Origin of the sequence: Streptococcus sp. DD10 (genome assembly GCF_001578805.1) — a bacterium.
GTDB lineage: Bacteria > Bacillota > Bacilli > Lactobacillales > Streptococcaceae > Streptococcus.
In genome coordinates, this window is sequence record NZ_KQ969157.1 from 103,279 (window position 1) to 125,112 (window position 21,834).

Annotated in this window: 20 protein-coding genes and 1 pseudogene; 19 read left to right on the top strand and 2 right to left on the bottom strand. The window is 37.1% G+C overall.

Annotated features, from left to right (window positions below):
* Positions 1-143: 143 nt before the first annotated feature.
* The 11 genes from STRDD10_RS11710 (at position 144) to asp5 (ending at position 11,647) form a co-directional block, all read left to right on the top strand.
* Positions 144-464 carry an IS630 transposase-related protein gene (locus STRDD10_RS11710; RefSeq protein ID WP_082781997.1) on the top strand — a complete coding sequence of 107 codons (321 nt, stop codon included), beginning with the start codon at positions 144-146 and terminating at the stop codon, positions 462-464.
* 55 nt (positions 465-519) lie between these two features.
* A complete protein-coding gene (locus STRDD10_RS11715; RefSeq protein WP_197458282.1) occupies positions 520-990 on the top strand; it encodes a transposase in 471 nt (156 codons plus the stop codon).
* Between the two features lie 85 nt (positions 991-1,075).
* Complete coding sequence (secY2, locus tag STRDD10_RS00425; RefSeq protein WP_067192109.1) at positions 1,076-2,296, top strand: accessory Sec system protein translocase subunit SecY2; 1,221 nt, start codon at positions 1,076-1,078, stop codon at positions 2,294-2,296.
* Between the two features lie 27 nt (positions 2,297-2,323).
* The gene (gene asp1 / locus STRDD10_RS00430) at positions 2,324-3,916 is read left to right on the top strand and encodes an accessory Sec system protein Asp1 (RefSeq protein ID WP_067192111.1); all 1,593 of its coding nucleotides are present in this window, start codon (positions 2,324-2,326) and stop codon (positions 3,914-3,916) included.
* Entirely contained in the window at positions 3,917-5,464 is a 1,548-nt protein-coding gene (asp2, locus tag STRDD10_RS00435) for an accessory Sec system protein Asp2 (protein WP_067192114.1), read from the top strand. It begins immediately after the preceding gene.
* Entirely contained in the window at positions 5,461-5,940 is a 480-nt protein-coding gene (asp3, locus tag STRDD10_RS00440) for an accessory Sec system protein Asp3 (protein ID WP_067192126.1), read from the top strand. Before asp2 ends, asp3 begins: the two co-directional genes overlap by 4 nt.
* Positions 5,921-8,296 carry an accessory Sec system translocase SecA2 gene (gene secA2, locus STRDD10_RS00445; protein ID WP_067192128.1) on the top strand — a complete coding sequence of 792 codons (2,376 nt, stop codon included), beginning with the start codon at positions 5,921-5,923 and terminating at the stop codon, positions 8,294-8,296. The genes asp3 and secA2 overlap by 20 nt, the downstream gene beginning before the upstream one ends.
* A gap of 69 nt (positions 8,297-8,365) precedes the next feature.
* Entirely contained in the window at positions 8,366-9,877 is a 1,512-nt protein-coding gene (gene gtfA / locus STRDD10_RS00450) for an accessory Sec system glycosyltransferase GtfA (RefSeq protein WP_067192130.1), read from the top strand.
* Positions 9,870-11,216 (top strand): accessory Sec system glycosylation chaperone GtfB, encoded by a 1,347-nt coding sequence (gene gtfB, locus STRDD10_RS00455; protein ID WP_067192132.1) that lies wholly within the window; start codon positions 9,870-9,872, stop codon positions 11,214-11,216. Before gtfA ends, gtfB begins: the two co-directional genes overlap by 8 nt.
* Positions 11,216-11,401 carry an accessory Sec system protein Asp4 gene (asp4, locus tag STRDD10_RS00460; protein WP_067192138.1) on the top strand — a complete coding sequence of 62 codons (186 nt, stop codon included), beginning with the start codon at positions 11,216-11,218 and terminating at the stop codon, positions 11,399-11,401. Before gtfB ends, asp4 begins: the two co-directional genes overlap by 1 nt.
* A gap of 9 nt (positions 11,402-11,410) precedes the next feature.
* Complete coding sequence (gene asp5 / locus STRDD10_RS00465) at positions 11,411-11,647, top strand: accessory Sec system protein Asp5 (protein WP_067192141.1); 237 nt, start codon at positions 11,411-11,413, stop codon at positions 11,645-11,647.
* Positions 11,648-12,087: 440 nt separating this feature from the next.
* Here the strand turns inward: asp5 and STRDD10_RS00470 are convergent, their stop codons facing one another.
* Together STRDD10_RS00470 and STRDD10_RS00475 are read right to left on the bottom strand one after the other, a co-directional pair.
* A complete protein-coding gene (locus tag STRDD10_RS00470; protein ID WP_067192143.1) occupies positions 12,088-12,390 on the bottom strand; it encodes a DUF1827 family protein in 303 nt (100 codons plus the stop codon).
* A 128-nt stretch (positions 12,391-12,518) separates the two neighbouring features.
* Positions 12,519-12,968, bottom strand: a complete 450-nt coding sequence (locus STRDD10_RS00475; protein ID WP_067192146.1) for an NUDIX domain-containing protein — start codon at positions 12,966-12,968, stop codon at positions 12,519-12,521.
* Positions 12,969-13,314: 346 nt separating this feature from the next.
* Here STRDD10_RS00475 and serC point away from each other — a divergent pair, with 346 nt between their 5' ends.
* The 8 genes and pseudogenes from serC to STRDD10_RS00515 form a co-directional block, all read left to right on the top strand.
* A complete protein-coding gene (gene serC, locus STRDD10_RS00480) occupies positions 13,315-14,406 on the top strand; it encodes a 3-phosphoserine/phosphohydroxythreonine transaminase (protein WP_067192149.1) in 1,092 nt (363 codons plus the stop codon).
* Positions 14,406-14,959: pseudogene (locus tag STRDD10_RS00485) on the top strand (GNAT family N-acetyltransferase). Before serC ends, STRDD10_RS00485 begins: the two are co-directional and overlap by 1 nt.
* A gap of 11 nt (positions 14,960-14,970) precedes the next feature.
* A complete protein-coding gene (locus STRDD10_RS00490) occupies positions 14,971-16,146 on the top strand; it encodes a 3-phosphoglycerate dehydrogenase family protein (protein ID WP_067192152.1) in 1,176 nt (391 codons plus the stop codon).
* A complete protein-coding gene (locus STRDD10_RS00495; protein ID WP_067192154.1) occupies positions 16,146-16,631 on the top strand; it encodes a methylated-DNA--[protein]-cysteine S-methyltransferase in 486 nt (161 codons plus the stop codon). The genes STRDD10_RS00490 and STRDD10_RS00495 overlap by 1 nt, the downstream gene beginning before the upstream one ends.
* Positions 16,632-16,671: 40 nt before the next feature.
* Positions 16,672-17,025, top strand: coding sequence for an arsenate reductase family protein (locus tag STRDD10_RS00500; RefSeq protein ID WP_067192156.1), 354 nt, complete (start codon positions 16,672-16,674; stop codon positions 17,023-17,025).
* 264 nt (positions 17,026-17,289) lie between these two features.
* On the top strand, positions 17,290-17,979 hold the full coding sequence (gene rnc / locus STRDD10_RS00505) for a ribonuclease III (protein WP_067192158.1): 690 nt from the start codon (positions 17,290-17,292) through the stop codon (positions 17,977-17,979).
* Positions 17,979-21,509 carry a chromosome segregation protein SMC gene (gene smc / locus STRDD10_RS00510; protein WP_067192160.1) on the top strand — a complete coding sequence of 1,177 codons (3,531 nt, stop codon included), beginning with the start codon at positions 17,979-17,981 and terminating at the stop codon, positions 21,507-21,509. The genes rnc and smc overlap by 1 nt, the downstream gene beginning before the upstream one ends.
* 1 nt (position 21,510) lies before the next feature.
* Positions 21,511-21,834: HAD hydrolase family protein (locus tag STRDD10_RS00515; RefSeq protein ID WP_156468573.1), on the top strand; the 324-nt coding region annotated here is incomplete at its 3' end.

Sequence of the window (21,834 nt, forward strand, 5' to 3'; positions counted from 1 at the left end):
TGCCAATTTTCTCGAGGTTTTTTGTGGTAGAAGGACAGATTGTAATTTTTTATGAGATAATAAGAAAAAGTGGAGAGATTATTATTCATATTTTGGTGAATATAGTAGTTTAGTTTATAACCAGTATATGGTATACTAGTTATATGGCATACGGAATTGATTTTAGAAAACGTGTCCTTGCTTACGTTGAAGAGGGGCATACACGTCAAGAAACTGCAAAATTATTTAACATTAGTACAAATACGTTATATACATGGGAAAAGCAACAGCGCGAACAGGGGCATTTGGAACGTAAGAAACGTGTCTCTAAATCAAGAAAAATCCCATTGGATCAGCTCAAAGAATTTGTCGAATTACATCCAGATGCTTTTTTGAAGGAAATAGCAGATCATTTTTCTTGCAGTATTCCTTCTGTTTGGGCTGCTTTAAAGCAAGTAAATATCACTTTTAAAAAAAACAACTAGCTATAAAGAACAAAATCCAGTAAAAGTTCGCCAATACCTTGAATCACTAGTAGCTTTGGAAAATTTTCCAGTCGTTTATATTGATGAAACAGGTATTGATACTTATTTGTATCGTAAAAAAGGGCGTGCGCCAAGAGGAGAGAAGGTCTATGACAACATTAGTGGTCGCCAATTTGAACGGACATCTCTTGTCTCAGGTCAAGTAAATAATACACTCATAGCACCGATGATATACAAAGATAGTATGACAAGTGCTTTCTTTGTTGAATGGTTTAAAACACAGCTCTTACCATCCTTGAGTGAGCCTTATGTTATCGTGATGGATAATACTAGCTTTCACCCCAAGAAAATACTGGATGAGCTCTCTATCAATGATGGACATTTCTTTTTACCCTTACCACCTTATTCTCCTGAATTAAATCCTATTGAGAAAAGTTGGGCTGTTCTAAAAAGAGGCGTGACCGAATTGCTTCGAAACATGGACTCTGTTTATGATGCAATGGCATACTGTTTAAAAGCTAAATGACTATACTAAGTGATAAGAGGATATTAAACAAGCCGAAATAAAAATTATAGAATGTTACGGCTTGGTTTTTAATGAGGAGAAGAAAGTGCGAAAATTATTTCGATCTACAGTAATGAAAAGGGCTCTATGTACCTTGTTCTTTATTTTTATTTATGTATTAGGAGCTAACGTTACTCTACCATTTGTAAATCTTCAGCAGGGGCTGCAATTGGGAGATGCGACCAATACTTTGCAGTTAAGTAGTGCTCTGACAGGAGGAAATTTACGTGGGATGACCATTTTTTCAATTGGATTATCTCCTTGGATGTCTTCGATGCTTTTGTGGCGGATGTTTTCAGTTTCGAAGCGATTTAGTCAAGATCGTGTACCAACTGAAATTTTAGAAAGACGGAAGATGTACTTGACTCTCGCTATTGCGGCTGTTCAGGCCTTAGCGGTGGCTCTTTATCTTCCTTATCAAACTTCATCTTTTTCAACGATTTTTTTAATCTTACTAAATACAGTCATCTTAATAGCAGGAGCTTTTCTGCTTGTTTGGTTAGCTGATTTGAACTCTTCGATGGGAATCGGGAGTTCAACTGTCATTATGCTGGCTAGTATGGTTCTCTATATGCCAACGGATATTGCGACAGCTTTAAATGAACTAAATTTAAGTATTAATTGGTTATGGATTATAGCTTTCTCCTCTCTTTTCTTCCTTTACATTGCGATTATTTTTGAAAAGAGCAAATATCGGATTCCAATTAATCGCCTAGGTATTCATAATGATTTTGAAACGTATTCTTATCTGGATATTAAGTTAAATCCCGCTGGTGGGATGCCAATTATGTATGCTATGACTCTAGTTTCACTACCTCAGTATGTCCTTCTTCTTCTCGCTTGGCTTTTACCAGGACAAGCTTGGCCAACAGAATGGGCGACTCAACTACGTATGGGAAGCCTTCCGTGGTTGCTCCTTTATATTTTTGTGATCTTCTTGCTGGGAATTGCATTTGCTTTTATTAATGTTAATGGTGATGAAATTTCTGAAAAAATGGAGAAAAGTGGGGAGTATATCGATAAAGTGTACCCTGGAGCGCCAACGAGACGATATATTAATCGCATTGTTTCACGATTCGCTTTGATTGGTTCTTTTTATCTCTTAGTTTTTGCGGCTGGTCCTATGATTCCTGTTTTATGGGATATGCTTCTTCTCCGTTTGGCCATGGTTCCAGGTATGTTTATGATTTTCATGGGAATGGTCTTCACAATGCAGGATGAAATTAAGGCTTTAAAAGTAAATGAAAACTACAAGACCTTATTCTAATAATTGAAAAATAAAAAAGGAATGGATATGTATTACTTTATACCTGCCTGGTACGGGAATCATCGCACCTGGCATGCAGATACGACTCCGTGGTATCGGATGAGTTATCACATAGAGTTTGATGATACGATAAATCAGGCTCGTATTTTTAAACAAACGGGTACACCAGCAAGTTTGGTTATCTTAAATTATGCGCCACAACTACGCTACTTTCTTCATCGTCAAGATTTATATGAAATGGAGAATCTATCAATCTTTGACCAAATTCAAGGGATATCATCAGAACAAGAGATGAATCCGTTGTCTTTATATGACTTTGAATGGTCTGATTCGGTAGATTTTATCTATACTCCCTTCTTAATTATGGTTATGAGGAAAGGAAAACATATAGCCAATGTAGACTGTGGACCGGATGGAAATATTATCTCAATAAATTATATAAAAGAGGGACGGAATCACCTTTCTTATTTGATTGATGATCGAGGATTTATTTCAAGTGTACTCTACTATAAAGAAGGAATGCTCTTCTGCCAGGAATACTTAAATCCTATTGGTGAATGGATTATTCGTGAGAATCTTTCAGAAACTAATCGAACGGTTTTTGTTAATCCAGATTACACTAGCCATTTTTCAAAAAACATCTATTCTTCTATAGATGAACTGATTCAGGAGAAGTTTCACCAACTTGTGTCTGATAATTTTCAACCGTCAGACACTGTGGTTGTAGCATCGAGCCCTATTCACAATGATTTAATATTCAACGAATCTGCTCTTATTAGTCAAAAGATTTTATCATTTTACCGTGATCGACATCAAGTTGAAAATCACATTGATTTTAAGAACTATTTAGAACAAGTGGATTTAATTGTGACAGATTTAAAAACTACTAAAGAAAAATTGCTGGAACTGCAAATTGAAGCTGGTCATGATAAGATTCACCAGATTTCATCATTTGACAGTCGGTTACGTTTAGGGTTTAGTCAACGGAAAAAAGAATCTAAAATATACTGTTATATTGATGTTGTGAAAGAAATTGAGCCAGCAACGATAAAAGCAGCTTTAACTTCAATTACGTTGAATCCATTGTATGAATTGGTATTTGCTACTTATAATGCTTCTGGAAGTCAGATTGAACAAATAAATAATCTGATTCAACAAGTGATAGAGTCTAATTTCGACACAAATGATTTGATCTATCGGTCTGATGTAGAAGAAAGCGAAGAAGAAGAACTGTTGGAAGAAGGAGCTCCGGGTGAAGGAGAAGGGCAGGTAATGTATCGCTTTCAGGTGAAAAACTTTAATAACGAGACAGAAATCATTAAAGAATTAGAGTATGCCCGGTTGATTTTGGATTTAAATGAGGAGCCGGATGTTTATACACAAATTGCGGCAATATCAGCAGGGATTCCACAAATAAATAGGGTTTCTTCTGATTATGTGGAGCATTGTAAAAATGGATGGATTTTATCTAGTCTAGATGAAATTACAGAAGCGGTAGAATATTATCTTCACACTTTGAAATATTGGAACGAATCTCTTGTTTACTCTGTACAAAAAATTCAAGAAAACACAGGACAACGTCTAATAGATAAATGGGAAGGATGGTTGAAAAATAGCTAAATGGCTGGAAAAGATAAAATGCTCGTGCTACAATTAGGGTATTTCAATTGGGCAGAAAAATATGAAATACCCGAAGAAATTAATTGGCTTTTCTCAACTCCTGAAGCAATCCCAGAGTTAATAGAGAGAATTGAAGACGAAGAAGATGAACTAGAGTTACGGAGTTTCAGCGCTCTCGTATTGGATGATAGCTTTAATATTACCAGTCTTCACGACTTAAAAAAATATATTGAGCCTTATACAGTTCTTTATAATGAGCAAACTCCAATCACACCAGATAGTCAGACATTGGCTCAGCTTTTACAGGCCCGACCAGTATCAATGGAAAAGCCAGAAGAGTTGATTTATCTAATTAGTCGTTCCTTTTATGGTGGGCAGTATGGGGATAAACTAAGGCCCAATATGATTAGTGTTCATCACTCTTTTCAAGGGAAATACGAACTAGATGGTGGTCAATTTGTTCGACTATCTGGTTACTTTGGAGAAGACTTTCGTAGTTTGGTTTCTTGGCGTTACAATAAGTTAGTCTATACGAATTCAGCATCTGAACTCTGGTTGGAGTATGAAAAAATAGGTAACTGTGAAATTCGAGTTCACCTGCAACTTTTGACTTCAGGAAACTTGGGTCAAATTTTTGAGGAACGTGTTTATACTGAGGAAGACTTAAAAGAGGCAATGATTGTAGATATTCCGAATGATGCCTATTTATCATTTAGAATTGAAGCAAGAGGTTCTGGTGAGCTTAAAATAGGCAATCTTCACCAACGGATGTCGCGTTATCAATTTGGGAAGTTTATCCTTGGTGGAGAAATTCTAAAAGACAGCAAGCGTCAGGAACTGATTGCTTATTTCCATCCTGGAGATATGAAACCACCGTTAAATGTCTATTTCTCTGGTTTTCGTCCTGCTGAGGGATTTGAGGGATTTTATATGATGCGGTCCCTAGGGGCACCGTTTATTCTGTTTGGAGATCCTCGTCTAGAAGGTGGGTCTTTCTACTTAGGTAGCGAGGAATTAGAAAAACAAGTTACCGATTTTATCCAGAAGCATTTGGATTTGCTTGGTTTTGATAATCGAGAACTTACTCTTGCAGGCTTATCTATGGGAACGTTTGGAGCATTATACTACGGATCCGATTTTAATCCTGATTTAATTGTAGTTGGGAAACCCTTAGTAAATTTAGGGGATATTGCTAAAAATCTCAAATTAAAACGTCCAGATGAGTTTGCAACGTCACTTGACATGATGCGGTTGATTATTGGAGAGAACTCTGAGAAGGGAATTGAACTTTTAAATCATCGTTTCTGGGAGAAGTTTGAACAAGCTGATTTCACCGATACCACCTTGGCTTTAGCTTATATGCGCGATGATGATTATGATCAAAATGCTTACTCAGATATTTTAGAGCGTCTTTATGATACTCCAATTAGAATAATCAGTAAGAGTCGACCAGGTCGACATAACGATGCAAGTGCTCCTATTATTGAGTGGTTCTTAACCCAATATAAGGAACATTTGCAACGCAAGTATGGAAGGAAGTATGGATGAAACTCAAAGAAAAAAGAGAAAAACGGATCCTTTGGGGGCAAGCGACTGATTTGACCTTCCTTTATGGGTCAGTTGTTCGCTATTTGGCCAACGATCATATCCAGTTTCAAAATGATTTGATTCCTTCTGCGCAAATTATAAAAGAGTGGAAATCAGCGACTAGCTATCAAGCAGAACGAACGACACCTGCTCTCCCCCTTTTACGGGTTGGGCAAGCTTATCACTTGAAAATTTCTTTATCTACTTCACCTGTGAAGTCGGTTTTAGTTGAAGTTGCTTTTAAAAATCGTTTTGATGAAGTCATTGATCGTATTGCTACTATTAATGATAGTTTGGAGTTTACCTATCCAGAAGAAGCATATACCTATAGTATTAGTCTAATGAGTGCAGGAGTAACGGAGATGGATTTTCATTCTTTGTTATTAGAAGAAGTAGAGGAAGAGAAGGGAGGAACCAGTGGACTTTCTGAAAGTTAGAAAATTAAAAAAGATAGTAAAACAGATTAATAAACTGGAGCCCCAAATGCTTGCTCTCTCTGATCAAGAGCTTCAAGCGAAAACACAAGAGTTCAAGAAACGACTTGCCAGTGGTGAAACCTTGGATGATATTATGGTAGAGGCTTTTGCTGTTGTACGTGAGGCTGATCGTCGTGTCTTAGGGATGTTTCCTTATGAGGTTCAAGTTATGGGCGGGATTGTCCTACATCAGGGCGATGTTGCGGAGATGAATACAGGAGAAGGAAAGACGCTGACTGCTACGCTTCCAGTGTATCTAAATGCCTTATCAGGCAAAGGGGTTATTTTAGTTACTACAAATGAGTACCTAGCTAAACGAGATGCCGAAGAGATGGGACAAGTTTATCGATTTTTAGGTTTGTCGATAGGAGTTCCTATTGCTGAACAGGAAAATCAGCAACTTGAACCTGAAGAAAAGAGAGCTATTTACGCTTCTGACATTATTTATACAACGAACGCAGCATTAGGATTTGATTATTTGACCGAAAACTTATCATCCTCTGCGGAATCACAATATTTACCAGAATTTAACCATATTATTATTGATGAGGTAGATGCTATCCTACTTGATTCTGCACAAACCCCTTTGATTATATCAGGAGCTCCTCGGGTTCAGTCGAATATGTATTCCATTATTGATACTCTAATTCTAACTTTTGAGGAAGAACGGGATTATAAGTATGATGCAGAGAAAAAGCAGGTTTGGCTGACGAGAGATGGAGCGAAACGTGCAGAGCGTTTTCTTAATTTAGGAAAATTATATGAAACGAAAAATAAAGATCTCATTCGTCATATATATCTAGCTTTACAAGCACATAAAAATTATACAAAGGACAAGGAATATATCGTTCGACAAACGGATGATGGGCCTGAAATTGTCCTTTTGGATCAGTCAACGGGACGTTTGATGGAATTAACTCGTTTACAGGGCGGCCTTCATCAAGCGATTGAGGCAAAAGAGCGTGTTCCGTTGACGCAAGAAACTAGGGCTATGGCGTCTATCACTTATCAAAGTCTTTTTCGTAAATTTAAAAAGATAAGTGGCATGACAGGAACTGGTAAAGTTGCTGAAGCGGAATTACTAGACACCTATGATATGCATGTTATTCGTATCCCGACTAATCGACCACGTATTCGAAAAGATTTGCCAGACCAACTCTTTGTGACCTTACCTGAGAAGGTATTTGCTTCTCTTGAATATGTCAAGGAGTATCATGAAAAGGGAAATCCTCTTTTGATTTTCACGGGTTCAGTTGAGATGTCGAATATCTATTCTTCTTTACTCTTAAGAGAGGGTATTGCTCATAATCTGCTAAATGCAAATAACGCTGCAAGGGAAGCGCAAATCATTGCTGAGTCTGGGCAACTAGGAGCAGTTACTGTTGCCACTTCCATGGCGGGCCGTGGGACAGATATAAAGTTAGGTCCAGGTGTAGCTGAATTGGGAGGGTTAATTGTCATTGGTACAGAACGTATGGAAAACCAGCGAATTGATTTGCAGATTCGTGGACGTTCTGGGCGACAGGGAGATCCTGGGATGAGTCAATTTTTCATCTCACTTGAAGATGATGTAGTTAAAAATTTTGGTCCAGCCTGGGTCAAGAATTACTATAAAAACTATTCTGTGGATGATGTTCAAATTGAACCAAAAATTTTGAAAAATCGTAAATTTAAAAATATAGTAGAAAAAGCTCAGAGAACAAGCGAAAGTTCTGGTCGTCAATCTAGAAAGATGACTCTTGAGTATGCACAAAGTATGAATATTCAGCGAGAACGAGTGTACGCTGAACGAAATCGCATGCTACAGCAGGGGGATGAATTAGATAAAGAAATTGATGGGATTTTATCAGAGGTTATCGAGAAAGTATCTAAGAATAAGCTCTATCACCATCCATCAGCTTTGTATCGCTATATTTTAGATAATTTTAGTTACCATATGGAAACTCTTCCAGAAGGACTTGATGTGACAAACTCGAAAGCTATTGCTGCGCTTTTATGGGATTTAGCGAAGCGTGAGTTGGATTATAAGAATGATATTTTTCAAGCTAAGGAAGTTATTTCAAACTTTCAACGAGTTGCAATTCTAAAATCGATTGATGAAAATTGGATTGAACAAGTAGACTATTTGCAACAGCTTCGTACAGCTTTAGCTTCACAATATTCTAACCAACGCAATCCTTTAGTTGAATTTTACCAAGAATCCCACAGTGCTTATGATCGTATGAGTTATCGTATCAAGGAACAAATCGTCCGCAATCTCCTACTTAGTTCTGTAGAACTTAATAAAAAAGGTGAAGTTATTATGCACTTCCCATAAGGAAAGAAAATCTTACTTAAATAGGTTCTGCCTTTAAGTAGGATTAGTGAATAAGAAAAGGAGTCTTATATGACCGTCTATAATTTAAATTTAGGTATTGGTTGGGCAAGTAGTGGTGTGGAGTATGCCCAAGCTTATCGCTCTAATCTTCTGAGAAATATTCATCAACCTGCGAAGTTCGTCTTTATGGACATGATATTGGCAGACAATATTCAACATCTCACATCAAATATCGGCTTTCAAGATAATGAAGTCATTTGGCTATATACTCACTTTACTGATATCAAGATTGCGCCAACTAGTTATAGTTTAGACCAAGTAGAAGCATCTTATGATGGTGTATTAAGTCGTAAAGAGCGGGATGGAAAGATTGTTCGCTTCTTTTATGAACAAGAAGATACTTTTATTACATGTTATCTTCGAAATGAAAATGAAGATTTTGTAGAGAGAGCAGAATTTGTTTCACGTGGTGTTTTGATTCGTAAAGATTATTACTCTTACACGCGTTATTGTACCGAGTATTTTATCCCCAAAAATAATCAGGCAACTCTTTTTCAACGTCGTTTTTATAATGAAGATGGCTCGACGGCTTATGACATGCTTCTAACTGACAGTCAAGAAATCTACCGTTTCAAGGATCAGTGGCTCTATGGTAAGCAAGCATTGGTTAAGTATTTCATGCAGACATTGCACTTGACAAAATCAGATATAGTTATTCTTGATCGAGAAACAGGTATTGGTCAAGCAGTGTTTGAAGAAGCTACAAAAGCTCATCTAGGTGTAGTTGTTCATGCAGAACATTATTCAGCCAACTCTGTTGATGAGGATCATATTCTTTGGAATAACTATTATGATTATCAGTTTACTAATGCTGATAAGGTAGATTTTTTCGTAGTAGCAACGGAACGTCAAAAAGAAGTTTTAAGTCAACAATTTGCGAAATATAGTTCCCATCAACCAGCTATTTATACAATTCCTGTAGGAAGTTTAGACCAACTCCGCGGTCAAGGGGAAAGTAAGCGAAAGCCGTTTTCGATGATTACCGCTTCACGTCTTGCTGCTGAAAAGCATATTGACTGGCTTGTTAAAGGAGTCGCTCTAGCTAAGAAAGAATTGCCAGACATTACTTTTGATATCTATGGTAAAGGTGGCGAAGAAGGAAAAATAGTAGAAATGATTCAGTCTGAAGGTGCGGAAAACTATATTTCGCTAAAAGGACATGCTGACTTGACAGATATCTACACAGAATATGATGTTTATCTATCGGCCTCAACTAGTGAAGGTTTCGGCTTAACTCTCATGGAAGCTATTGGTTCAGGATTGCCCATTATCGGTTTTGATGTCCCATATGGTAATCAGACCTTCGTTAAGGATGGGCTGAATGGTTTCTTGCTTCCAAGTTCTTCAGATCATGTAATTGATCGCATTGCTGAACAGTTTGCTGCAAAAATTGTAGAAACCTATAAGGAAAATAAAATAACATCAATGCATCAAGCATCCTATCAAGAAGCTGAGAAATTCCTTACCAAGCATGTTGAGGAAGCTTGGTCTAATCTAATCCAGGAGGTCTTACATGATTAATTTATTTGATAATTATTCCCAAACGACACAGGACTTACACCATTCCTTAAATGCGGCTGGATATAATCATCCTAGCATTGTTCTTGAACCAAATGGATTTTTACCAGAGGATGTAATTTCCCCATTTACATATTATTTGGATAATAAAAAAGAAAAAGCACGTGGGCGCTACTTTAACGAAGTTCAGGTGCCTGCTTATTGGGAAATTTTAGGTAATAATCAATCTGCTCGTGTTATGAGTTATGAAAAAGAGCGTGCAAAAATTTCTTTTCACCAAGCAAGTAACAAGCGAGTGGTTGAAAAAGTTGAATGGCTTGATGAGAATGGCCAAGTTCGCTTGGCAGATCACTATGACAAATATGGTAATCACTATGCACAAACAACCTTCAGTTCGGAAAATCAGCAACTCATAACGAGTTATTTTACTACAAACGGAGTGGAGAGAATCGTAGAAAATCATGTGACTGGTGATGTCATCCTTACGTTGGAGAATCAAGGGATGAAGATCTTCAAGTCACGTTCGGATTTCTTCCGTTATTTCCTACAGGAAAATGGATTTAATTTAGATCATATTTTCTTTAATACTTTGGCTCAATCCTTCCTTTTATCCTTCACGCTTCCTGCTGATGGTGGTTCAGACATCCTAATTTGGCAAGAACCTATACAAGATACTATTCCAGGAAATATGAATTTAATTCTGGAGAATGATCATTTGCGTGCAAAACGGATTGTTGTTCCGAATGAAGAAACCTATCTAAGATTGAAAGAATTAGTACCAAAGGAACAAGCACATAAATTGGTACAGCTTGGTTATATTTACGATTTTGTAAGCCCAAGTGTGCTCAGTCAAGAAGTCTTTGTACTTACTAATTCTGATCAAATTGAGCAAATTGACTACCTAGCTGAAAATCTACCAGGAGTAAAACTTCATATTGCAGCCTTGACAGAAATGTCACCAAAATTAATGAGTTTAGTTCGCCATAAAAACACTATTCTCTATCAAAATATCAACCAAACACGGATTTCCAAGCTGTTAGAACAAATGCCTATTTATTTAGATATTAACCATTATGGTGAAGTAAATGGAATTGTTCGTCGTGCATTTGATAATCATTTAGCGATTTATGCTTTTGAGAATACTTCGCACAATCGTTTTTATACTGCAAAAGAGCATATTTTTGCTGTTGATCAAGGAGCGCAATTGCTGGAGGCTATTAAGGATACTTTATCAGGAAAACAAAAACTTAATTCAGCGTTACGTTTACAAGAAAAACAGGCGAACTCAATAACCGAGAAAAAATTTAAGACGGAATTAGATAAACTTTTAGGAGGTCTCTAATGTCTACAAAAAAAGATGATATTTTTTATAAGGACATTGAAGGAAGAATGGATGAATTAAAGCGTAAACCTCCCAAAAAAGAAAAGAAAACGCGTGCTGAACGTATTTCAACTTTTTTTAGTGTCAGTCTAGGTTTGGTTATTCTCATTGGTCTTCTCTTCACACTCTTTAGGATTATTGGTTAGGAGGCTCGAATGACACTTATTGAAATATTAGCTATCCTTGCTCTTTTAATTTCTCTCGCATTGATTATTTTAATTACAATTCAACCGAGGCAAGCACAAACGTTGGGAAATGATACAACCAGTAATATTGGGCAACCAAGTTATTGGCGTTCGAATCGTATCGTTAAAGTAGCTAGTTTATTTGTTTCCATCGCTTTCTTTCTAGTAACCCTCATTTTAATGTTGCTTCAGACAAGTAATATTTGATGGTTTAGATATCAGTTTATTTTTGGAATTGTTTCTTGTAATTTCTTATGAGTCGAGTGAGAGTCTTGTGTCAATTTTAAGCTAGTAGAACCCTAAGCCAGGCTGTTTAATCTTAAATGGAAATAAAAGAAACAACTATCTACAACCTTTTATCACTAAAATAAAGCCTATTAGTGTCTCCAGAAGATGTTCCAATGGAGAAGCTAGTAGGTTTTTTTGTTTTAGTATTTCCAACCCTCTACCTAGATTACTCAAGCAGATGATTGGAAAATCTCTATGTGGTTTATACTGAAGTCTATCCTCATTAACAAAAAAACTCCATCAGTTCTGTCATGAGAATACTCATTCAGTAGTGATAGAGTTTTTAGGAGGTGTCAGTCATTTTCTAATCATTGAAAAAATGTTTTCTTTCTATCAATGAAGTATAAAAATGATCAGGTTTACTTTATAATTGGAAAAGAGATTTCGATTAATTTATCTGAATAAATTGTTTTAATATTGGCTTGGTCGACAGTGGAGATATCGACTTTTCGTTTTAGGAAAAATTCACGAATTTTTTCAACTTCTTGTTCACGAATGGCACGGTGTTTATTGGTAATCAGCAATTCATAGTGCGCAGGTGCTTGAGTAAAAACAACATCGGTGTTTCCTGCTGAGTAGGTTTCAACTAGGATAGCATCCGTGCTTTCAAGTTGATTGCGCACAAGAGCTAGGTGGCTGTTTGTATTGTTTATAAGCTTCATAAATCTTCCTCCTGAATTTTCTATATATATCTATTATACCACTTTAAAACTAGAATTTGTAAGAAGGAAGTGCTAAAATTTTAGTTTTAATGAGTCGTAAATGTTAAAAAGAAATTGTAGGTTGAAATTTAAAGATTATGCTGAATTTTCCATTGCTGAATTCCCCACTTGTGACTACCTCTTTTTAGTTTCGAGATGGCTTCATCAACTGAGAACCACGCAAGGTGATTGAAATCTTCAAGGGGAGCTTGTTTATCAGTTATGCGAGTGACTTCATAAAGATAAGCAGGATTATAGTAGTAGGTATCACGATGGCTGGAGTAAAAATATTCATCTGCCTGACCATAATAATTTCCAATCTCTGCTCTATAACCTAATTCCTCAAGTAATTCCCGTTCAAGAGCTTTTAGGTGTTCTTCGCCTTTTTCGATTTCTCCACCTGGAAGAAACCAGGCTCCGTTTGGTGCTTGAACAAGGATAATACGATCCTTTTCCTGATTTGGAATGACTGCATAAACTCCATAACGATTGACATAATGAACATTTTCTTCTTTATTTCCAAATGTAGGACGGTGCATAATGAATACTCCTATAAATATTAAAATATTGAACCTGTTAAAAGATTCTATGATGACTGAAATACAGGTATTTTCTTTATTATAGCATACTTAGATAAAGTTTCCTATTTTTAAAACTAAGACCATTGAATCGTATTGTTTTACACAGCACATAGAGATGTATGTTTATACATGGGGTAGATGATTTTCATACTATTTAGTAAGGGTACTTGATTCTATCAGGGTTCTAGGTATTCAGTTGAACGGACTATTTGTTTTTCTATTTAGCTTAATAAGGCCTGGCGAAATAGTGGTATTTTTATGAATTTTGTGTTACAATATTAAAAATAATTTTTGGAGGTCGGGTATGACAATCTATAACTTTTCAGCAGGACCTGCTGTTCTTCCTAAGGAAGTACTAAAAAAAGCTCAGGCAGAGTTTTTGGACTATGCAAACTCAGGTATGAGTGTTATGGAGTTGTCCCATCGCTCCAAGGAGTTTGATGCTATCATAAAGGATGCTGAAGTTCTTTTGAGAGAACTAATGGAAATTCCTAATAATTATAAAGTTCTTTTCTTGCAAGGTGGGGCTTCCACACAATTTTCTATGATTCCTTTGAACTTAGCAAAAGGCGGAAAAGCCTACTATATTGTTGCAGGTTCTTGGGGGAAAAAAGCCTATACTGAGGCAGTGAAGTTATCTAAGACAATTCCATTTGAGCCGATTTTATTAGCTTCATCTGAGAGTTCAGTATATGACCATATTCCAGTTATCCCAACAGAAGATATCGATCCATCTGCATCTTATGTGCACTTAACCACTAATAATACAATTGAAGGAACTGCGATTTATCAACTTCCAGACACTAATGGTGTTCCTATTGTAGCAGACATGTCTTCAAATATTCTTGCCGCGCGTTACCGTGTAGCTGATTTTGGGATGATTTATGCGGGTGCCCAGAAAAATATTGGACCAGCAGGTGTGACTATTGTTATTATCCGTGAAGATTTGTTAAATGAAGATCCGGTCTTGTCAAGTATGCTAGACTATCGGATACAGTCAGAAAATCACTCTCTTTATAATACGCCACCAACTTATGGAATTTATATAGCTAAGCTGGTCTTTGAACATGTCAAGCGTTTAGGTGGAGTAGATGAAATGGAACGTCTAAACCGGATAAAATCAGGTTTGTTGTATGACTTTATTGAACAGTCTGATTTCTATACTAGTCCTGTGAAAAAACCTCAAGATCGCTCCTTAGCTAATATCCCATTTGTGTCCCCATCCGAAGAATTGGATGCGAAATTTAATAAAGAAGCAGATGCAGCTGGATTTAAGAATATCAAAGGTCACCGTAGTGTAGGAGGCATGCGTGCAAGTTTATATAACGCATTCCCACTTGAGGGGGTAGAGGCTTTAATAGAATTTATGAAGAAATTTGAAGAGGAAAACAAGTAATGGATATTCGCTTAGCATTTCCCAATGAAGTGGCTTCTATCATGCAGGTGATAGAGAGTGCTAGAAAAAGTTTAGCAATTGCAGGAAGTAGTCAATGGCAGGGGGAAGATGGCTATCCAAGAGAAGAGGATATTTTTGAGGATATTTTGAAAGCACAAGGTTACATAGCTATTGTTGAGGGTCATATTGTAGCCTATGCAGCTGTTATTAGTGGTACTGAGCCGGCTTATGAACAGATTTATGAGGGCGATTGGAAGCATCATCATCATCGGTATATAACGTTTCATCGAATTGCAGTAGATAGCTCGTTTACAGGACAAAAAATTGGGCAGACTTTCTTACAAGCCTTGATTGAAGGGACTGAAGGTCAGGATTTTCGTTGTGATACCCATGAGAAAAACAAGGCCATGCAGCATATTTTAGAGAAATTAGGTTACGTTTACTGTGGCAAAGTGCCAATTGATGGAGAACGCCTAGCTTATCAAAAAATTAAAAAAGAACTGAAAAAGCTCTCTACCGAGAGATAGATGAGCCAGATTATCATAGTATGTAAGAGGGAAATTAATGGTATTTAGTGTAAAGACGTTTAATAATATCAATCAAATCGGGTTAAAAGAACTAGGAAATGCTTTTCAAATTGATGGTGATAAGGCTGAAAATCCAGATGCTTTTATTATCCGTAGTGAAAATTTGCATGGTCGAGAATTACCAAGTAATCTGAAAGCCATTGCTCGTGCGGGTGCAGGGACGAATAATATTCCAATTGAGGTAGCAACTGCAGAAGGAATTGTTGTATTCAATACTCCAGGAGCGAATGCAAATGCGGTAAAAGAAGCAGTATTGGCTTCCCTTCTTCTTTCGGCACGTGATTACATTGCAGCAAACGAGTGGGTTAATACGCTTACTGGTGAAGATGTGCCTAAGCAAGTTGAGGCTGGTAAAAAAGCATTTGCAGGAACTGAAATTGCAGGTAAAACACTAGGGGTTATTGGACTGGGTGCTATTGGGGCCCGTATTGCCAATGATGCGAGACGTTTAGGGATGAAAGTAATTGGATATGATCCATATGTTTCTATTGAGACTGCTTGGAATATCTCAAGCCATGTTGAGCGAGTACAAGAGTTACGAGATATTTTTGAGAAAAGTGATTTTATCACGATTCATGTTCCACTTACTGACAGTACTCGTCATACCTTTGATAAAACAGCGTTTTCATTAATGAAAAAAGGAACAACCATTATCAATTTTGCTCGTGGTGAATTGGTGGATAACCAAGCTTTATTTGAAGCTATTGAAACGGGTGTGATTGCACATTATGTAACGGATTTTGGGACAGAGGAACTGTTAAAACAGCCTCATGTTACCGTATTTCCACATGTAGGAGGATCAACGGAAGAAGCAGAGTTAAATTGTGCTATTATGGCTGGTCAAACAATCCGACGTTTTATGGAAACTGGCGAAATTGTCAACTCGGTGAATTTCCCAACAGTAGAGCAGTCACTATCTGCGCCATTTCGAATCACGTTGATTAATAAAAATGTTCCTAATATAGTTGCTAAAATTTCAACAGCAGTCAGCAGCCATAATATTAATATCGACAATATTATCAATAAATCCAAGGGTGACTATGCATACACCTTGCTTGATTTAGATGAGACGGATCTTGAAAAGATTGAAATGCTTGTAGATGCTTTTCAAGCTGACGAAAATATTGTTCGCGTTCGATTAATAGCAAAATAATGCTATACCGTAGTTACTACCAATCTCCAATCGGGAGGTTATCTCTAATAGCTGATGATGAGGCCTTACTTGGAATTTGGTTTGTTGATCAAAAATACTTTGAAGCTGGTGTGACAGATCCAGTTTGTAATCAAACAACCCCTTTATTAGACAAACTAGCAGGATTATTAGATATCTATTTTCAAACGGGAAATGTGGATTTTCGTTCTATCTCACTCAAAACGAGGGGGACAGCTTTTCAAAGACGTGTATGGGATTATTTAGCAAACATTCCTAGTGGGGAAACGAGGAATTATGGGGAGATAGCACAAGCTTTACAAGTTTCCTCAGCACAAGCTATTGGAGGAGCTGTTGGACGAAATCCTTGGTCTATTCTTATTCCTTGCCACCGTGTGTTAGGGAAGAATAGCCAGCTGACAGGCTATGCTGGAGGGGTGGATCGAAAAATTTATCTGTTAAAACTTGAAGGAGTTGAAATAGTTTAAGCGATTTGTTCCTCTTACTCAAAAATGAAATGAGAATACTATGTTACAATTTATCGAATATCCTAAATGTTCAACTTGTCGTAAGGCAAAGAGCGAACTCACTCAGTTGGGCTTGGAATTTGAATCAGTGGATATTATTCACCAAACTCCTAGTTCAGAACAATTATTAAAATGGATGAAAGAGTCTAGCTTTGAGATAAAAACTTTTTTCAATACTAGTGGTATTAAATACAGAGAGCTAGGATTAAAAGAACGAGTGGCACAGATGTCTCTAACAGAAGCAGCTCAGATTTTATCTTCGGATGGTATGCTGATTAAACGTCCCTTTCTCGTTAAAGATAATCAACTTCTTCAGATAGGATATCGTAAGGAGTATAAATTGCTAGACTTGTAATCAAGTGTAAACAAAGAAATTCTTCTTAGAGGAGATTGAAAATTGATTGACTATTGGTTTAGACAGGCTACAAATCTTTTGTACTTGAAACAATGAATAGATTTATACCCTTTTAGTTCTGATGTACTTTTTTAATCCAGCTAAGAGTAACTTTATTTATAAATAGGAAGCAAGCATTCCTGAGTTATAAAACAGAAAAGAAGTGCGTTTGTGCTTCTTTTTTGGTATAATGAGGGGGTATTATTTGTATAGAAAGGTCAGCAAATGCAATCATTACAAGAACAGTTGGCAGAACAATTTGATATCGTTTTTTCAGATGTTAGTTTACTTGAAACTGCCTTTACTCATACTTCTTTTGCAAACGAGCATCGCCTCTTAAAAATTTCACATAATGAACGTTTGGAATTTTTAGGAGACGCTGTTCTGCAATTAATTATTTCAGATTATTTATTTAACACTTACCCAACTAAACCTGAGGGGGATCTTTCAAAGCTACGATCTATGATTGTACGTGAGGAAAGTTTAGCTGGTTTTGCGCGTGTAGCTCAGTTTCCTCTTCATCTAAAGCTAGGGAAGGGAGAAGAAAAGTCTGGTGGACGCGATCGAGATACCATTTTAGGGGATGTCTTTGAAGCTTTCTTAGGTGCATTATTTTTGGATCAAGGCATTGAAGTTGTCAAAACTTTCCTTTACCAGTTGGTTATCCCTAAAGTGGAGGAAGGAAGTTTTGAGCGTGTTAAGGATTATAAAACACAGCTACAAGAGCTCTTACAGGTGGATGGGGATGTTCAAATTTCCTATCATGTGCTAGATGAATCAGGTCCTGCACATGCAAAAGAGTTTACCATGCTGGTAAAAGCTAATGGGAAAGAAATTGGGCAAGGAAAAGGTCGGTCTAAAAAATTAGCTGAGCAAAAAGCCGCTGAAAATGCCATCAAGAAAGGCACTTTCTAATGTACTTAAAAGAAATAGAAATCCAAGGATTTAAATCCTTTGCAGATAAGACAAGAATTATTTTTGACCAAGGTGTAACAGCAGTCGTAGGGCCAAATGGATCAGGAAAATCCAATATAACGGAAAGTTTACGATGGGCATTGGGGGAATCCAGCGTTAAGAGCTTGCGGGGAGGAAAGATGCCGGATGTCATTTTTGCTGGAACGGAAACGCGTAAAGCCCTCAATTTTGCGTCGGTGATGGTTCTTTTGGACAACAGCGATGGGTTTATCAAGGAAGCTGGTTCAGAAATTCGCGTGGAGAGACAGATTTATCGTACTGGTGACAGTGAATATAAGATTGACGGTCGTAAGGTTCGTTTGCGAGATGTTCATAATCTCTTTTTAGATACAGGGTTAGGTCGAGATTCATTTTCAATTATTTCACAAGGGCGTGTGGAAGAAATTTTTAATTCAAAACCTGATGAGAGACGGGCGATTTTTGAAGAAGCAGCAGGCGTTCTAAAGTATAAAAGTAGACGGAAAGAAACAGAAAGCAAGCTGAGTCAAACACAGGATAATTTGGATCGTCTTGAAGACATCATCTATGAGTTAGAAACGCAAATTAAACCTCTAGAAAAGCAGTCTCAAACCGCTAAAGAATTTTTAAAAATAGATAATAAGAGAAAGAGTTTACAATTAAATGTATTAGTAGCTAAAATACTAAGAGATAAAGAATCTTTAGAAAAAGCTAAAGAAGAACTGTCAAAACTGCAAGAAGAATTAAAGGACTATTATCAAAAACGTGACCTTCTTGAACGAGACCATGTTCGCATCAAAAAAGAACGGCAACAAGCACAGAGTCAGCAAGAAGATTATCAACAAAAACTACTGCATTTAACAAGTTTAATCAGTGATTTAGAAAGAAGATTAGATCGCAAAGAATTGGAACAATCTCAAGCTGAAAGCAGTCGAAAAGAACGTTTAGAGCAACTGTCTATCTTGAAAAAAAGACGTTTACGGATTAGTAAACAGCTAGAGGAAAAAGAGACTAGTATTCAAACTCTTTCTCATGATGTCAATTTGCAAAAACAGGAAACTGAAAGTCTAGAAAAACAATTAGCAACTTATTCCAGTTCTCCTGATCAAATGATTGAGCATCTTAGAGAAACCTATATTCATTTGGTGCAAGAAGAGGCAGAATTGACGAACCAAGTGACTTCTTTACAAAACCAAATTGATCGCTACTTGGAAGAATTAGAAACTCAAAAAGCAGATGTTGCAAATTTACAGGTTCATCTCAAGGATGCTCAGGAGAAAGAACGAATTGCTCAAGAAGAATTAGATGTGGTGGAAGTTCAACTGCAGAACTTATTAGCAGCGTATCAGAGTCAAGTGAGTCAAGTTGGGACTTTGAGGGAAAACTATCAAACTGAGCAAGCCCAGATGTTCGATATAATAGATGAACTCAAACGCAAACAAGCCCGTGTGGATAGTCTTGAAAATATACAAAAGAGTCACAGCAATCTTTATTCAGGAGCTCGTTCCGTTCTGCAGCAAGCTGAAACAATTCGTGGTATTATTGGTGTTGTTAGTGAACATCTCAATTTTGATCGGCGTTATCAGATTGCCTTGGAAGTAGCGCTAGGGGCAAGTAGTCAGTATATCATTGTAGAAGATGAACATGCGGCAACTCGAGCGATTGAACACTTGAAAAAAAGTAGGGCAGGTCGAGCAACCTTTCTTCCTCTTACGACGATTAAACCAAGGAAATTAGCCGATCATTATCAGACCAGTATCGAAAATGCAAAAGGTTACCTTGGGTTAGCTAGTCAACTTGTAAGTTTTGAAAATGAACTAACCGTTATTTTTGAAAATTTATTAGGTAGTACAGCAGTTTTTGATACGATAGAAAACGCTCGTCAAGCAGCCAAATCAGTCCGTTATCAGGTACGTATTGTGACATTGGATGGGACAGAGTTGCGTACAGGTGGATCTTATGCGGGGGGGAGCAACCGTAATCAAAATTCTACCTTCATAAAGCCCGAATTGGATAGTCTTAAAGAGGATATCGCAACTATTAATCAAGAATTACGTGTCAAGGAGTCTGTAGTTGAAAAATTGCAAGTTAAGCTTTATCATGCTGATCAACGATTAGAAGAAATTCGAAATCAGGGTGAAGAAATTCGTCTGGCTGAACAAAAAACTCGATTATCTTATGAGCAAGCTTGTAAGGAAACAGAGGAGTTAAGAGAGCTTCAAAAAATTCAGCTAATGAATAGTGAAGAAGGTGAACTGGAAACCTTGCAGGAGAGGAAGGTGAACCATGAGAAACGCTTGCAGAAAATTGACTCTGAAAAAGAAAGTTTACAGGGACAAATTGAACAACTACGTTCTAGCAAAGACCAAGTAGAATCAAAAGTAGCTCTCCTTCGAGAACAAGTCTCTGAGAGTCGCCTGTCTCAGGCTGAATTAGCCAATCAGTTGCAGTTTTCTCAGATGGAATATAAGCGTTTAGATATCGAAGCCAAAGAAGTGAAAGAGCAGATCGAAAGTCTGGAAAAACTTTTGAAGCCAGAAGTCGAGTCAGAGAAATTGAATATGGACCAACTCAAACAACAAATCCTAGAAGCTCAGGAAGAAAAGGAGAAGCTTAGTCAGTCCATAATTCGATTAAGGTTTGAGTTAGAAGACCTAGAAGGTCAGGGAGAGGACTTGGAAACGCAACTGGAGCGAATCCGACATCAAAACGAGGACTATATTCGTCAGCAAACAAGACAAGAAGCAGTCAGAGATCGCTTGATTGAACATTTACGGCAGATGCAAAATCGTTTGTCTGAAGAATACAGGATGAGTTTTGACGAAGCTAGACAAGAAGCGGAAGCTATTGAAAATCTTTCACTTGCTGAACAGGAAGTGAAGAATTTAGAGAGAAGTATTCAACAGTTAGGACCGATCAATTTAGACTCAATTGCTCAGTATGATGAGGTCAAAGGAAGGCTGGATTTTCTGAATAGTCAGCGAGAAGACATTCTATCTGCAAAGGAGCTCCTGTTAAGCACGATTTCTGAGATGAATGATGAAGTAAAAGCACGATTTAAAGTTAGTTTTGATGCTATTCGAGAGTCTTTTAAGGAAACTTTCCGACAGATGTTTGGCGGTGGTCAAGCAGATTTATTATTAACAGATGGTGATTTGTTGACAGCTGGAATTGAGATTTCTGTACAACCACCAGGCAAAAAAATTCAGTCTTTAAACCTTATGAGCGGAGGAGAGAAGGCTTTGTCCGCCCTTGCTTTACTCTTTTCCATTATTCGTGTTAAGACCATTCCATTTGTTATTTTGGATGAGGTAGAGGCAGCATTAGATGAGGCAAATGTGAAACGTTTCGGTGACTACTTAAACCGATTTGACAAAAGTAGTCAATTTATAGTGGTCACCCACCGTAAAGGAACAATGGTTGCAGCAGACTCTATTTATGGTGTTACGATGCAGGAATCTGGCGTTTCTAAATTGGTCTCTGTAAAACTTACCGATATAGAAAGTATATGAGATGAATATAAAATTATTAGCAACAGATATGGACGGTACTTTTCTTGATGGAAAAGGTCAGTTTGATATGGAGAGACTAAAAAAACTGTTACTAACTCTTAAAGATAAGGGAATCTATTTTGCAGTGGCTTCTGGTCGAGGACTTTTGTCACTCACGGAGATGTTTGCAGAGGTTCGCCATCAAGTGATTTTTATTGCTGAAAATGGTAGTGTAGTAGAATTTCATGGAGAAGACCTTTACGAAGCGACGATGACTCCTAGCTTCTATCAAGCTACTTTTGAGAAATTAGCCCAATGTCCTTTCTTAGACACCAATCAACTTTTG